The sequence below is a fragment of the Mycobacterium sp. 1274761.0 genome, from assembly GCF_001668615.1.
GTDB lineage: Bacteria > Actinomycetota > Actinomycetes > Mycobacteriales > Mycobacteriaceae > Mycobacterium.
In genome coordinates, this window is record NZ_LZMC01000108.1 from 39,739 (window position 1) to 53,234 (window position 13,496).

Below are 13,496 nucleotides of genomic sequence, written 5' to 3' on the forward strand. Positions count from 1 at the left end.
GACTTCCCAGTGAGAGGGAGAAGTTGACGTGGCGTCCAGTACCGACGTTCGGCCAAAGATCACGTTGGCCTGCGAGGTGTGCAAACACCGCAACTACATCACCAAGAAGAACCGACGGAACGACCCCGACCGGCTCGAGATCAAGAAGTTCTGCCCGAACTGCGGCAAGCATCAACCCCACAAAGAGTCGCGTTAGTCGCTGCCTTTGGGTGCTTCAGACAACTAGGTAGATTCACTAGCCGTGACACTGTCGGAGAAACTCGTCGGGTTGCACTATCGCTATCCCGACCATTACGAGGTGGGGCGGGAGAAGATCCGCGAATACGCTGTCGCGGTCAAGAACGACGATCCCTCTTTTTTCAGCGAACAAGCGGCCGCCGAGCTCGGCTACGACGCGCTGCTGGCGCCGCTGACGTTCATCTCGGTGTTCGGATATCAGGCGCAGCTGGCGATGTTCCAGGCCAACGACGTCGCGATCAAGGACGAGAAGATCGTTCAGGTCGACCAGTCGCTGAAGTTCTTGAAGCCGATCAAGGCCGGCGACCGCCTCTACTGTGATACCTACGTGCACTCGATTCGCCAGTCGTTCGGGGCGGACATCATCGTGACCAAGAACATCGTCACGAATCAGGACGGCGAGATAGTCCAAGAGTGCTATACGACCCTGGCGGGCCGTACAGCCGAAGACGGAGAACAAGGTGGCTTCAACGATGGCTCTGCGTAAGTTCGATTCGGTGAAGGTGGGCGACCAGCTTCCCGAGAAGGTGATCCAGCTGACCCGGCAAGACCTGGTGAACTACGCGGGTGTCTCGGGCGACCTGAACCCCATCCACTGGGATGACGAGATCGCCAAGCAGGTCGGGCTGGATACCGCAATCGCGCACGGCATGCTGACCATGGGCCTGGGCGGCGGATACGTCACCTCCTGGGTCGGCGACCCCGCCGCGGTGACTGAATACAACGTCCGCTTCACCGCCGTCGTCCCCGTGCCCAACGACGGCGTCGGTGCCGAGATCGTGTTCGGCGGCAAGGTGAAGTCCGCTGACCCGGAAACGAAAGTGGTGACGCTCGCGCTGTCGGCGACCAGTGGCGGCAAGAAGATCTTCGGCCGCGCCGTTGCCAGTGCGAAGCTGGCGTAGCGGCATGGCGATTAAAACCGATATTCGGGGAATGGTTCACGAATACCACGACTACTTCGTCGTAGGCCGGGAAAAGGTCCGCGAGTTCGCCACAGCCATCAAGGACTTCGAGCCGGCGTCGCATGACGAAGCGGCCGCGGCCGAGCTCGGCCACCAGGCGCTGGTGGCGCCGCTGACGTTCGTGTCGACGTTCGCGCTGACCATGCAGAAGGACTTCTTCCGCAAGGTCGACACCGGCTTCGACACCATGCAGATCGTGCAGGTCGACCAGCGGTTCAAGTACCACAAGCCGTTGCTGGCCGGCGACAAGGTGTGGGGCCGGATGGAGGTCATCTCCGTCGACGAGCGGTTCGGCGCCGACATCGTCGTCACCAGGAACCTGGCGCTCGATGAGAACGGCGAGCTCTACTTGGAGGCGTTCACGACGCTGATGGGCCATGAGGGCGACAACTCGATATCGCTGAAGTACGACCGCGAAACCGGCCAGGTCGTGCGGACGGCTCCACCGGTTCAGCCCGACACCGACGACCCTGCTGCCGAGTCGGATTAGTAACAAAGACCAGGCCCGATGTACACTCGGACCTCGGGATTTTCCCAGTCAAGCGCGCTGTCCGTCGGTTTGCAGATCGGCCGATCGGGGAGCGCGCAAATTGTGTGAGTCCCGAACGGGTGGCAGTGCCATCGTGAAGGGGCGTAGCTCAACTGGCAGAGCAGCGGTCTCCAAAACCGCAGGTTGCAGGTTCAAGTCCTGTCGCCCCTGCTGAAGGCGAATACTCGACAAGTGTGGACACTGGAAGATGACCCCACGCGAACACGACGAAAGGCATGCGGTGAGCGACGAGCGCGAAGGTGCTGGCTCCTCGGGCGCTGTGGTGACGCAGCAGCCGGTCCGACCCACCGGCAAGCGGTCGCGACGCGGGGCCGACGCCTCGACTGGCGCGCAGGAAGCGCCCGCTCTCGAGGACGTCGGTAGGGGCAAGAAGAAGGTCAAGAAGGCCGCCGCCGGGCCGCGTCGCAACCCGATCACCTACGTCATCAATTACCTGCGCGAGGTCTTCAACGAGCTCCGCAAGGTCATCTGGCCGAATCGCAAGCAGATGGTCACCTACACCGCCGTCGTGCTGTTCTTCCTGGCGTTCATGGTGACGCTGATCGGACTCGTCGACCTGGGCGTGGCCAAGGTCGTGATGATGGTGTTCGGCTGACTGAGGATATTGAGAGGACTGACAAGTGACTAGCTTCGACGGCGATACGGCCTCGAGCGTGTCCGACGCGCTGGCTGAAGCCGCGGACCCGGCGACCGTGATCGCAGACGAGGCCGCCGAGTCTCTCGAGCAGACGACTGCGGCCGAGGCCGTCGAGGATGCGCCGCTCGACTCCGAGGACTCCGAGGATGCGGCCCCGGCCGAACCGGAAGAAGAAGAAGACGAGGATCCGGCCGTCGCGCTCAAGAAGGAGCTGCGGCTCAAGCCGGGCGAGTGGTACGTCATCCACTCGTATGCCGGTTACGAGAACAAGGTGAAGGCCAACCTCGAAACCCGCGTGCAGAACTTGGACGTCGGCGACTACATCTTCCAGGTCGAGGTGCCCACCGAAGAGGTCACCGAGATCAAGAACGGCCAGCGCAAGCAGGTCAACCGCAAGGTGCTGCCCGGCTACATCCTGGTCCGCATGGAGCTCAACGACGAGTCGTGGGGCGCGGTGCGCAACACGCCGGGCGTCACCGGTTTCGTCGGCGCCACGTCGCGGCCGTCGCCGCTGGCGCTGGACGACGTCGTCAAGTTCCTGCTGCCGCAGGGTCCGGCGAAGAAGGCGGGCAAGGCCGCTTCGACGGCCGCCGCCGCCGAGACCGGTGGAATAGAGCGGGCACCCATCGAGGTTGATTTCGAGGTCGGTGAGTCTGTCACAGTCATGGACGGCCCGTTCGCGACGTTGCCGGCTTCGATCAGCGAGGTCAATGCCGAACAGCAGAAGCTCAAGGTGCTGGTGTCGATCTTCGGCCGCGAAACACCCGTCGAACTGACCTTCAACCAGGTCGCCAAGATCTAGCGATTTAGGCGTGAAAACCCGCGCTGAGCGCAGGAAATCACGCCGAATTCGCCAAGGAAAGGAAGAGCATGGCCCCGAAGAAGAAAGTCATCGGGCTGATCAAGCTGCAGATCCAGGCCGGGCAGGCCAATCCCGCCCCGCCGGTCGGTCCCGCGCTCGGCCAGCACGGCGTCAACATCATGGAGTTCTGCAAGGCGTACAACGCCGCGACCGAGAATCAGCGCGGCAACGTCATCCCCGTGGAGATCACCGTCTACGAGGACCGCAGCTTCACGTTCAACCTGAAGACCCCGCCGGCGGCCAAGCTGCTGCTGAAAGCCGCAGGCGTGCAGAAGGGTTCGGGTGAACCGCACAAGACCAAGGTCGCGAAGGTGACCTGGGATCAAGTGCGCGAGATCGCCGAGACCAAGAAGGAAGACCTGAACGCCAACGACATCGATCAGGCCGCCAAGATCATCGCCGGCACCGCCCGGTCGATGGGGATCACCGTCGAATAGCACAAGTGATTCGACGGTGAGTCTGCGCTGACGGCGCAAAGTGCGAGTAAGCATCGCCGTGAACGCAGACTCAACAACCAGGAAGACGTGGGAGGGCTGGCATCGGCCCGCAAACCACAACTCAGCAACTAGGAGACACCAATGAGCAAGACAAGCAAGGCATATCTCGAAGCCGCCGAGAAGGTGGACCGGGCGCGGCTGTACTCGCCGCTGGAGGCCGCCAAGCTGGCCAAGGAGACGTCCTCGAAGAAGCAGGACGCGACGGTCGAGGTCGCCATCCGCCTCGGCGTGGACCCCCGCAAGGCCGACCAGATGGTGCGCGGCACGGTCAACCTGCCGCACGGTACCGGTAAGACCGCCCGCGTCGCGGTGTTCGCCGTCGGCGACAAGGCCGCCGAGGCCGAGGCCGCAGGCGCCGACGTGGTCGGCAGCGACGACTTGATAGAGAAGATCCAGGGCGGCTTCCTCGACTTCGACGCTGCGATCGCCACGCCCGATCAGATGGCCAAGGTCGGCCGCATCGCCCGTATCCTCGGCCCGCGTGGCCTGATGCCGAACCCCAAGACCGGCACCGTCACCCCTGACGTCACCAAGGCCGTCAACGACATCAAGGGCGGCAAGATCAACTTCCGTGTCGACAAGCAGGCCAATCTGCACTTCGTCATCGGAAAGGCGTCGTTCGACGAGAAGTCGCTTGCCGAGAACTACGGCGCCGCGATCGACGAGATCCTGCGGGCCAAGCCGTCGTCGTCGAAGGGTCGTTACCTGAAGAAGATCGTCATCTCGACGACCACCGGCCCCGGCATCCCAGTCGACCCGTCGGTCACCCGCAACTTCGCCGAGGCGTAGGCGAAGCCGGAGCCGAAGTGCGTAGGCTCGCAGCGGGTTTCGTCACGCTGGCGCTGGCCGGCGCACCAGTTGCCGCTGCCGAGCCCGCCACCGCGGCGCAGGCCGGCTTCGTCGACGTCCACAGCGTCGTTCCCGACGCCGTGGTGGATCTTCGCTATGCGACCGCCGACAACTTCGTCGGCAAGCCGTTGTATCCGCCCGACGCGCGATGCCTGGTGCACGAATCGCTGGCACCCGGAGTGGTCAAGGCAGCCGACGCGCTTCGGGCCCGGGGCGTGAAGCTGGTGTTCTGGGACTGCTACCGCCCGCATGCGGTGCAGGTCGAAATGTTCGCCGCCGTGTCCGACCCGAACTGGGTCGCGCGGCCCGGCACCATGGCGCGCAGCCACGAGTCGGGTCGTTCCGTCGACGTCACGCTGGCCGACGCGCACTACGGCTGGCCCGTCGATATGGGCACTGGTTTCGACGACTTCTCGCCACGTGCACAGGCTTTCGCGACCGAAGGGGTGAGCGCGCAGCAGCAGGCCAACAGGGCGCTGCTGCGCGACGGCATGAAAGCCGGCGGGCTGACCGTGTACTCCGGCGAGTGGTGGCATTTCGACGGCCCCGACGCCGACGTGGGTCGGCCGATCCTCGACGTGCCGCTGACCTAGCGGCCCGGCTTCTCCATCGTGAACTGGCAGACGTCGGTGTAGCCCTGCCGGAAAAGGTCCGCACAACCGGTCAGGTACTTCATGTAGCGGTCGTAGACCTCCTGCGACTGGATCTCGATCGCCTTGTCCCGGTTGGCTTTCAGCGAGGCGGCCCACATATCCAGCGTCTTTGCGTAGTGCGGCTGAAGCGATTGCACACGGGTCACGGTGAAACCCGCGTGTTCCCCGTGCTCCTCGACCACGGGGATCGTCGGCAGCCAGCCGCCGGGGAAGATCTCGGCCAGGATGAAGCGCGAGAAGTGAACCACCTCAGGGGTTAACGGGATGTTCTTGCGCCGGCGTTCCTGCAGCGTGGTCCGCACGATCGTGTGCAGCAGCATGATGCCGTCGTCACTCAGCAGCTCGAATGCCTTACGGAAGAAGTCGGTGTAGCGGTCGCTGCCAAAGTGTTCGAAAGCGCCGATCGACACGATGCGGTCGACGGGTTGCTCGAAGCGCTCCCAGCCCTCGAGCAGGATGCGTCTGCTGCGTGTGGTGTCCACCTCGTCAAGAACCTGTTGCGTGTGGGCGGCCTGGTTCTTAGACAGTGTGAGACCGACCACATTCACGTCGTACTTTTCGACCGCGCGGCGCAGCGTGGCGCCCCATCCGCAACCAATGTCGAGCAGCGTCATGCCGGGCCGCAGGTCGAGCTTGCCCAAAGCAAGATCGATTTTGGCGATCTGGGCCTCTTCGAGCGTCATTCCCTCGTTCCGGAAGTACGCGCAGCTGTAGGTCTGGGTAGGGTCGAGGAAGAGCCGATAGAAGTCGTCAGACAAATCGTAATGGTGCTGCACCTCTTCGAAATGCGGCGTCAATTGCTTGGACATCAGCTGTACCCTCCCCGAAGACCTGACCGCTGAGTAGCCCGGTCACGTGGTCTGAAACCCGGATGAGTCACGTAGCAGTCCGCGACGGTCCGCCGCGACCCAAATATGGCAGAACCTCTCATCTTTTGACAGTCGCTGTCAAAACCGGGGCAATTGTGACCGTTTCGAGACGATCAGGCCGCTTCACACCAGGCGGCAACCGGTGGCGTCGGCCAAACGAGGATGCGTCACCCATATAGTCCGCGCCGATTCACGACTAGGGCGCTTCATCTCTTAGACTGCGCTTATGGAACGTGCGTCTGTGGATGGGGCAGCCCCGGTATGGGCGGGCCGGCTTAAGGCCGAGCCCTACTTTGATGCCGACGGAGGCATCCGGTTGCCGGATGACCTCAGCCTGTCCCAGCTGCTGGACCACAACATCGACGAGTTCGGTGACGACCTCGCCTACCGCTACATCGACTACAGCCACGACCCCGACGGAACGCCGATCGACATGACCTGGAGCCAGGTGGGCGTCCGGTCCCAAGCCATTGGTGCCCGGCTCCAGCAGGTGACGACGCGTGGCGATCGGGTGGCAATCTTGTGCCCGCAGGGTCTGGACTACGTGACGTGCTTCTTCGCCGCCATCCAGGCGGGCAACATCGCGGTTCCGCTGTTCGCACCGGAGCTGCCGGGCCACGCCGAACGCCTGGATGCCGTGCTCACCGACGCTCTGCCTGCGGCGGTGCTGACGACCACCTCGGCAAGTGAGGCGGTCCAGAAGTTCGTGCGGCTGATGCCGCGTGAAACTAGGCCGCGCATCATCGCCGTCGACGCCATTCCAGACTCGGTCGGCGCCACGTTCGCGCCATCCAAACTGGACACCGACGACATCGCCTACCTGCAATACACGTCCGGCTCGACCCGTGCGCCGGCCGGAGTCGAGATCAGCCACCGCGCCGCCGGAACCAATTTTCTGCAGATGGTCCACGCAATCGGCCTCGAGGGCGATTGGGACATCAACGGCGCCAGCTGGTTGCCGATGTATCACGACATGGGACTGATAATGGTCGTGTTCCCTGTCCTCTACGCCGGCCACCTGACCTTCATGTCGCCGATGGCGTTCGTTCGTAGGCCCGGGCGGTGGATTCAGATGCTGCACGCCGCATCGCGGTCCTGCCGCATCGTTTCTCCCGCACCGAATTTCGCTTTCGAGCTGGTTGCACAGCGCGGCCTGCCCAAAAACGATGAGGTGGACCTCAGCAATGTGATTCTCATCAACGGCTCAGAGCCGGTGAGCCTCGATTCGATCACCAAATTCACCGAGGCGTTTCTGCCGTACGGCCTCTCGAAAACCGCAGTGCGTCCGTCCTACGGGATGGCGGAGGCGACATTGTTCGTCTCGTCGGTTCGTCCGGAGACTGAGCCGACGGCCATCTATCTTGATCGCGAGCAGTTGGGCAAGGGGCGCGCAGTTCGCGTCGAGCCCGACGCACCCACCGCCCTGGCCCAGGTGTCCTGCGGACACGTGTCGGTGAGCCAATGGGCCGCGATCGTGGATCCCGAGACCGGTGAAGAGCTGCCCGACGAGTGTGTGGGCGAAATCTGGTTGCACGGCAACAACATCGGTCGTGGATACTGGGCACGGCCGGAGGAGACCGAGCACACATTCGGCAACAAGCTGCAGTCCCGGCTCGAATCCGGAACCCACGCGGACGGGGCCGACGACGATGCGACGTGGTTACGCACGGGCGACCTAGGCGTGTACATCGACGGCGAGCTCTACATCACGGGCCGGATCAAGGACATGGTCATCGTCGATGGACGCAATTACTATCCGCAGGACATCGAAGCAACCGTCGCCGAGTCATCCCATGCCATTCGAGCCGGCTTCGTGGCGGCGTTCTCAGTGCCGGCGCGAGAGCTGCCCAATGGTTCGCCGACCGACACGAGCGAAAAGCTGATCATCGTCGCCGAGCGGGGTCCCGGAGCGGGCCGTGCCGATCCACAACCTATCGCCGACGCTGTCCGGCGGGCAGTGTCTCGCAAGCACGTCGTCAACGTGTACGACGTGCGGCTGGTCGCCGCGGGTGTCATCCCGCGCACCACCAGCGGCAAGCTGGCTCGACGGGCGTGCCGCGCGGAGTACCTCGACGGGACGCTGGGCACCCGTTAGGGGCCCAGGAAAGGCGCTGGCGGCTAGGCCGCGGCGCCTTGCTTCAGATAGGTGACGAGATTGCAGTCGAGCATCTCGTCGGCGAAATAATGTTGGCAGCCGCGCAAGTACTTCATGTACCTGTCGTATATCTCCTCGCTACATACGTCCAACACCGTGGCCTTCTTGGCCTCCAAAGTGTCGGCCCAGGTGCGAAGCGTGCGGACATAGTGCGGCTGCAATGAAAGGCATTCGGGCACAACGAATCCCGCCTTCTGGCCATGCTGCACCATCTTCTTGGCGGTGGGGATGCGGCCGCCGGGGAAGATCTCGGTGATGATGAACTTGATGAACCGCGCCACATCGAACGTCAGCTTTTTACCGCGCGCCACGTAGTCGTCGGGGTGGAACGCGGTGCTGCTCTGGATCGTCATCCGCCCGTCGTCGGGCAGGATCTCGAACGCGTTGGAGAAGAAGTCGTCGTAGCGCTCGAAACCGAAGTGTTCGAAGGCCTCGATGGACACGATGCGGTCGACGGGTTGGCTGAACTGCTCCCAGCCGCGCAGCAACACCTCATGCGAGCGGTCGGTATCTACGGTGCTCAGCAGGCGCTCGCAGTAGGCGTGCTGGTTCTTCGACAACGTCAAGCCGACCACGTTGACGTCATATTTCTCCAGCGCCCGCTTCATCGTCGCGCCCCACCCGCACCCGATGTCGAGCAGTGTCATGCCAGGCTTCAGGTCTAGTTTGTCGAGATTCAGATCTGCTTTGGCAATTTGGGCTTCTTCGAGCGTCATGTCGTCGCGTGCGAAGTACGCACAGCTGTAGGTCCGTGTCGGATCTTGAAATAGCCCGAAAAAGTCGTCGGAAAGGTCGTAATGCGCTTGAATTTCCTCGAAGTGGGGCTTCATCTGACCCGTGCGCGCGACCGTCTCCGTCAACTCGCCTCCCTAATAATTTGAACGACCATACACGCGATGACCACCTCGAAGCCATTGACGTGGCGGCCGGTCGGCCGGCGAAATTCGACGATTATTAATTTGAATTATTTTTCCAGCGTGAACTGGTTGATGTCGACGTAGCCGATTCGGAAACCGTCGGCGGTGCCGCGCAGGAATTTCATATACCGCTCATAGACTTCTTCGGACGCGATGGCGATGGCCTCGTTTTTGCGGGACTCCAACACCTCGGCCCACATGTCCAATGTCTTGGCGAAGTCGGACTGCAGTGACTGGATGCGGGTCACTGTGAACCCGGCTTTGGTCGAGTGTTGTTCCACCTTCTCGACAGAGGGCAGCCGTCCGCCGGGGAAGATCTCGGTCATCACGAACTTGATGAAGCGCGCGAACGAAAACGTCAGCGGGATTCCGCGGTCCTTCATCTCCTGGGGGGTGAGCCCGCAGATCGCGTGCACCATCATCACGCCGTCGTCGGGCATCAGGTCGTGGGCGAACTTGAAGAAGTCGTCGTAGCGCTCGAACCCGAAGTGCTCCAACGCCTCGACCACGACGATCCGGTCAACCGGCTCCTGGACCTCCGACCAGTCGGCCAGCAGCACCTTGTAGGACCGCGTGGTGTCTGCCTCGGCGAGGACCCGCCGGCAGAACTCGTACTGGTTCTTGGACAGCGTCACGCCGATGACGTTGACGTCGTAGACCTCCAGCGCGCGCTTCATCATCGAGCCCCAGCCGCAGCCCACATCGAGCAGCGTCATGCCGGGTTTCAGGTTCAGCTTGCCGAGGCTCAGATCAAGCTTGGCGATCTGCGCCTCTTCCATCGTCATGTCTTCGCGGGGGAAGTACGCGCAGCTGTAGGTGACCGACGGGTCTGTGAAGAGCTGGAAGAACTCGTTGGAGAGGTCGTAGTGTGCCCTGACCTCGTCGACGCTCTTGCGCTTCTTCGTCGACGCCGCGGTCCGGTCGACCATCTATTTTTCCAGTGTGAACTGGTTGACGTCGATGTAGCCGACCCGGAAGCCGTCGGCGCAACCCCTCAGGTACTTCATGTACCGCTCGTAGACCTCCTCGGACTGGATGGCGATCGCCTCGTCCTTCTTGGCCTCGAGGTTGTCGGACCAGATGTCCAGGGTCCGGGCGTAGTGCGGCTGCAGCGACTGGCGGCGCGTCAGCGTGAAACCCGCCTTGCTGCTGTGGTCTTCGACCTTCTCGATCGACGGCAGCCGGCCGCCGGGGAAGATCTCGGTGATGATGAACTTGACGAACCGGGCGAAGTTGAAGGTCAGCGGCATACCGCGTTCGACCATCTGCGGACCGGTGAGCGCCGTGATGGTGTGCAGCAACATCACGCCGTCGTCGGGCATCGCCTCGTAGGCGAACCTGAAGAAATCGTCGTAGCGGTCGAAGCCGAAGTGCTCGAAGGCGCCGATCGACACGATGCGGTCGACGGGCTCGTCGAACTCCTCCCAGCCCTTCAGCATCACCCGCTTGGTCCTGGGGCTGTCGGACTGCTCGAAGACCTTCTCGACGTGGGCGGCCTGGTTTTTTGACAGCGTCAGGCCAACGACATTGACGTCGTAGCGTTCGATGGCACGCATCATCGTCGCGCCCCAGCCACAGCCGACGTCGAGCAGCGTCATCCCCGGCTCGAGGCCCAGCTTTCCCAGCGCCAGGTCGACCTTGGCCCGCTGTGCCTCCTCGAGCGTCATGTCGTCGCGCTCGAAGTACGCGCAGCTGTAGGTCCGCGACGGGTCCAGGAACAGCGCAAAGAAGTCGTCAGACAGGTCGTAGTGCGCCTGAACGTCTTCGAAGTGCGGCTTCAGGCTCGCTTTGCCCTTGTCGGCCATGTGTGGTGCCTCTCTAGATCGCGAAGGCAGTTCTCGAAAGATGTCACCGAAACACTGCCCGGGGAGGCGCAATAGTTCAATTCCGGATCACCCCGGTTGCACTTCCCCCGGGTCGGAATGCTAACCCATTTCCCCGCAACCGCCGAATCGGCGAAACTGCCTGGTCAGCGGGCTTCGGCGAAATTCGTCTTGAGTTCGCCGACGATCTGGTCCCACAGCTCTTCGGGCAGGTCGTGGCCCATGCCGGCGATCAGCACCAGGCGGGCGTTTTTGATGGCACGGGCGATGGCGCGGCCACCGAACGGGCGCATGAGCTTGTCGGCCTTGCCGTGGATGACCACTGTCGGTGCGGTGATCCGGCGGTCGTAGTGCAGCAGGCTGCCGCTGCCCAGCACGGCCGCGAAATGCCGAGCGATGCCGGCGGGGTAGTAGGAGCGCTGGTAACCCTCGACGGCGTCGGCGCGCAGTCTTTCCTCCGACTGCCGGTAGCCGGGGCTGCCGATGATGTTGGCGACGCGCACCGCGTTGGCGATGATCGCTTCCTCCGACGAGTCGGCTGGCCGCTGCAGCAGCACGCGCAGCTGCTGATAGCCCGGCGGCGGGAGCAGCGGCTGGTTGTTGCTGGTGAAGATCAGACCCAGGGTCTGGGTGCGCTGAGGAAATCTGGCCGCGACGATCTGCGCGATCATCCCGCCCATCGAGGCGCCGACGATGTGCGCGCGCTCGATGCCGAGATGGTCCAGCAGGGCGATGGCGTCGTCGGCCATGTCCTCCAACGTGTAGACCGCCGGACTGCGCAGGCCGAGGAACGAGCGGACCATTCGCGGCAACAACGCCGCGCCCGTATGACGGCCGGTGATCTTGGTCGACAGGCCGACATCGCGGTTGTCGTAGCGGATGACCCGAAGGCCCTGGTTGACGAGCTTCTCGCAGAACCCGTTGCGCCACAACATCAGTTGCGCGCCGAGCCCCATGATGAGCAAGACCGGAGGATGATTCGGGTCGCCCATGTCCTCGTAGTAGATGTCGATCGGGTCTTTTGGGTCGCCGGATTTCGCTGTCCCCGTGCGGATCTCCACTTAGGCTTCCACCCCCTCGACCCCCTCGACCGACTTCTCCGGATCCTCGTATTCGCGGCTGACCTCGACCATGAAGTTGGCGAAGTAACCCGTCAGCTGCGGATCACTCATCATCTGCCACCGAGGCGCAAGCAGCTTCATGTAGCGCTCGACGTAGAGGAACTGCTTGCCGATCAGCACCAGCTCGCGGGGCAACTTCACGTCGTAGGCGTCGGCCAACGCCGAGAGCTGCTTACCGATCTCGGCATACGACATGTCACCAAGGTTCTGCATGGTCAGCGGCGTCGCGAACTTCTCCAGGTCCTTGGCGGCCTGGGCCTCGGGCTTGACGGTGCCGACGGCGCCCATGAGCACCACAATCTTGCCGGCGGCGGCGTGGTCCTTCTTGACCAACAACGCGTAGACCAGCTCGCGCAACAGCCAGCGGGTGCGGGGGTCGATGCGGCCCATGATGCCGAAGTCGAAGAACACGATCTTGCCGTCGTCGTCGACGTAGAGGTTGCCGGCGTGCAGGTCGCCGTGGAACAGCCCGTGCCGGAGCCCGCCCTCAAACACACTGAACAGCAACGCCTTTACCAGGTCTTCGCCGTCGAATCCCTTCTTGCGGATGGTGGCGACGTCGTCGATGCGGGTGCCCTGGATGCGCTCCATGGTGAGCACGCGTGCGCTGGTCAAATCCCAATAGACCTGCGGGACACGGATATTGGCGCCCAGCGGAGAGGCGTGCATGTGGGACACCCAGGCGTCCATCGACTGCGCCTCAAGGCGGAAGTCGAGTTCCTCGGCGAGGTTGTCGGCGAAGTCGGCGACGACGTCCTGTGCGGACAGCCGTTGGCCCAGTTTCGCTAGCTCGACTAGTCGCGCGCCGCGTTTGAGGATCTGCAGATCGGCGGCTACGCGGCGACGGATGCCGGGCCGCTGGATCTTGACGACGACCTCTTCGCCGGTGTGCAGGGTCGCGTAGTGGACCTGCGCGATCGACGCCGACGCGAAGGGCTTGTCGTCGAAACTGGAGAACAGGTTGCCGGGCTCATCGCCGAGTTCTTCGACGAACAGCTTGTGGACCTCGTCGCTGTCGGCGGGCGGCACCCGGTCGAGCAGGCTGCGGAACTCCCGGGACAGCGGTTCGCCGAACGCGCCCGGGCTGGACGCGATGATCTGGCCGAACTTGACGTAGGTGGGGCCGAGGTCGGCGAACGTCTTCGGGATTTCGGAGATGATCTTTTGTTGCAGCGAGCCGCGGGCGGCGAGCTTGGTGACGACCCGTGCGCCGGTGCGGGTGAGCTGCCAACCCGTCGCTCCGATGCGGGCGGCCTCAAGGGGCAACGGGACCCGGGCGAGCTTGGCCACCTCGCGGTGCTGCGTTTTTTGCGTGGCACTCATGCCTTACAGTCTCTCAAAATCGACTTCGACCCGCGAAAACC

Annotated in this window: 16 protein-coding genes and 1 tRNA gene; 11 read left to right on the forward strand and 6 right to left on the reverse strand. The window is 63.2% G+C overall.

Going from position 1 to position 13,496, the window contains the following annotated elements:
* Positions 1–28: 28 nt before the first annotated feature.
* The 10 genes from rpmG (at position 29) to A5651_RS21880 (ending at position 5,187) form a co-directional block, all read left to right on the forward strand.
* Positions 29–196 (forward strand): 50S ribosomal protein L33, encoded by a 168-nt coding sequence (gene rpmG, locus A5651_RS21835; RefSeq protein ID WP_059101288.1) that lies wholly within the window; start codon positions 29–31, stop codon positions 194–196.
* Between the two features lie 45 nt (positions 197–241).
* A complete protein-coding gene (gene hadA, locus A5651_RS21840; RefSeq protein ID WP_066985937.1) occupies positions 242–724 on the forward strand; it encodes a (3R)-hydroxyacyl-ACP dehydratase subunit HadA in 483 nt (160 codons plus the stop codon).
* Positions 711–1,139 carry a (3R)-hydroxyacyl-ACP dehydratase subunit HadB gene (gene hadB, locus A5651_RS21845; protein ID WP_066985940.1) on the forward strand — a complete coding sequence of 143 codons (429 nt, stop codon included), beginning with the start codon at positions 711–713 and terminating at the stop codon, positions 1,137–1,139. The genes hadA and hadB overlap by 14 nt, the downstream gene beginning before the upstream one ends.
* A 4-nt stretch (positions 1,140–1,143) precedes the next feature.
* Positions 1,144–1,689: a (3R)-hydroxyacyl-ACP dehydratase subunit HadC gene (gene hadC, locus A5651_RS21850; protein ID WP_066985944.1), complete on the forward strand. Its 546-nt coding sequence runs from the start codon at positions 1,144–1,146 to the stop codon at positions 1,687–1,689.
* Between the two features lie 137 nt (positions 1,690–1,826).
* Positions 1,827–1,899, forward strand: a tRNA-Trp gene (locus A5651_RS21855).
* Between the two features lie 70 nt (positions 1,900–1,969).
* Positions 1,970–2,344, forward strand: a complete 375-nt coding sequence (gene secE / locus A5651_RS21860) for a preprotein translocase subunit SecE (RefSeq protein ID WP_066986028.1) — start codon at positions 1,970–1,972, stop codon at positions 2,342–2,344.
* A 25-nt stretch (positions 2,345–2,369) separates the two neighbouring features.
* A complete protein-coding gene (gene nusG, locus A5651_RS21865) occupies positions 2,370–3,188 on the forward strand; it encodes a transcription termination/antitermination protein NusG (RefSeq protein WP_066985946.1) in 819 nt (272 codons plus the stop codon).
* 68 nt (positions 3,189–3,256) lie between these two features.
* Complete coding sequence (rplK, locus tag A5651_RS21870; RefSeq protein ID WP_066985949.1) at positions 3,257–3,685, forward strand: 50S ribosomal protein L11; 429 nt, start codon at positions 3,257–3,259, stop codon at positions 3,683–3,685.
* Positions 3,686–3,826: 141 nt separating this feature from the next.
* Positions 3,827–4,534, forward strand: coding sequence for a 50S ribosomal protein L1 (rplA, locus tag A5651_RS21875; RefSeq protein ID WP_066985952.1), 708 nt, complete (start codon positions 3,827–3,829; stop codon positions 4,532–4,534).
* 17 nt (positions 4,535–4,551) lie between these two features.
* Positions 4,552–5,187: a M15 family metallopeptidase gene (locus A5651_RS21880; RefSeq protein WP_066985955.1), complete on the forward strand. Its 636-nt coding sequence runs from the start codon at positions 4,552–4,554 to the stop codon at positions 5,185–5,187.
* Here the strand turns inward: A5651_RS21880 and A5651_RS21885 are convergent.
* Positions 5,184–6,056, reverse strand: coding sequence for a cyclopropane mycolic acid synthase family methyltransferase (locus tag A5651_RS21885; protein WP_066985958.1), 873 nt, complete (start codon positions 6,054–6,056; stop codon positions 5,184–5,186). The genes A5651_RS21880 and A5651_RS21885 overlap by 4 nt on opposite strands.
* Positions 6,057–6,342: 286 nt before the next feature.
* Between A5651_RS21885 and A5651_RS21890 the strand changes: the two genes are divergently transcribed.
* Entirely contained in the window at positions 6,343–8,211 is a 1,869-nt protein-coding gene (locus A5651_RS21890; RefSeq protein ID WP_066985961.1) for a fatty acyl-AMP ligase, read from the forward strand.
* A 23-nt stretch (positions 8,212–8,234) separates the two neighbouring features.
* Here the strand turns inward: A5651_RS21890 and A5651_RS21895 are convergent, their stop codons facing one another.
* From A5651_RS21895 to A5651_RS21915, 5 genes are all read right to left on the reverse strand, one after another.
* The gene (locus A5651_RS21895) at positions 8,235–9,101 is read right to left on the reverse strand and encodes a cyclopropane mycolic acid synthase family methyltransferase (RefSeq protein ID WP_066985962.1); all 867 of its coding nucleotides are present in this window, start codon (positions 9,099–9,101) and stop codon (positions 8,235–8,237) included.
* Positions 9,102–9,235: 134 nt separating this feature from the next.
* Positions 9,236–10,117, reverse strand: coding sequence for a cyclopropane mycolic acid synthase family methyltransferase (locus tag A5651_RS21900; protein ID WP_066985965.1), 882 nt, complete (start codon positions 10,115–10,117; stop codon positions 9,236–9,238).
* Complete coding sequence (locus A5651_RS21905; RefSeq protein ID WP_066985967.1) at positions 10,118–10,993, reverse strand: cyclopropane mycolic acid synthase family methyltransferase; 876 nt, start codon at positions 10,991–10,993, stop codon at positions 10,118–10,120. It lies immediately after the preceding gene.
* 164 nt (positions 10,994–11,157) lie between these two features.
* A complete protein-coding gene (locus A5651_RS21910; RefSeq protein WP_066985970.1) occupies positions 11,158–12,072 on the reverse strand; it encodes an alpha/beta fold hydrolase in 915 nt (304 codons plus the stop codon).
* On the reverse strand, positions 12,073–13,455 hold the full coding sequence (locus A5651_RS21915) for an AarF/ABC1/UbiB kinase family protein (RefSeq protein WP_066985973.1): 1,383 nt from the start codon (positions 13,453–13,455) through the stop codon (positions 12,073–12,075).
* Positions 13,456–13,496: the final 41 nt, after the last annotated feature.

Excerpts from the sequence above, each read along its gene's own strand:
- A5651_RS21900 (WP_066985965.1), bottom strand. The coding sequence starts at position 10,117 with ATGGTCGACCGGACCGCGGCGTCGACGAAGAAGCGCAAGAGCGTCGAC.
- A5651_RS21885 (WP_066985958.1), bottom strand. The coding sequence starts at position 6,056 with ATGTCCAAGCAATTGACGCCGCATTTCGAAGAGGTGCAGCACCATTAC.
- rplK (WP_066985949.1), top strand. The coding sequence starts at position 3,257 with ATGGCCCCGAAGAAGAAAGTCATCGGGCTGATCAAGCTGCAGATCCAG.
- rplA (WP_066985952.1), top strand. The coding sequence starts at position 3,827 with ATGAGCAAGACAAGCAAGGCATATCTCGAAGCCGCCGAGAAGGTGGAC.
- A5651_RS21905 (WP_066985967.1), bottom strand. The coding sequence starts at position 10,993 with ATGGCCGACAAGGGCAAAGCGAGCCTGAAGCCGCACTTCGAAGACGTT.
- A5651_RS21895 (WP_066985962.1), bottom strand. The coding sequence starts at position 9,101 with ATGAAGCCCCACTTCGAGGAAATTCAAGCGCATTACGACCTTTCCGAC.
- A5651_RS21890 (WP_066985961.1), top strand. The coding sequence starts at position 6,343 with ATGGAACGTGCGTCTGTGGATGGGGCAGCCCCGGTATGGGCGGGCCGG.
- hadB (WP_066985940.1), top strand. The coding sequence starts at position 711 with ATGGCTCTGCGTAAGTTCGATTCGGTGAAGGTGGGCGACCAGCTTCCC.
- hadC (WP_066985944.1), top strand. The coding sequence starts at position 1,144 with ATGGCGATTAAAACCGATATTCGGGGAATGGTTCACGAATACCACGAC.
- A5651_RS21915 (WP_066985973.1), bottom strand. The coding sequence starts at position 13,455 with ATGAGTGCCACGCAAAAAACGCAGCACCGCGAGGTGGCCAAGCTCGCC.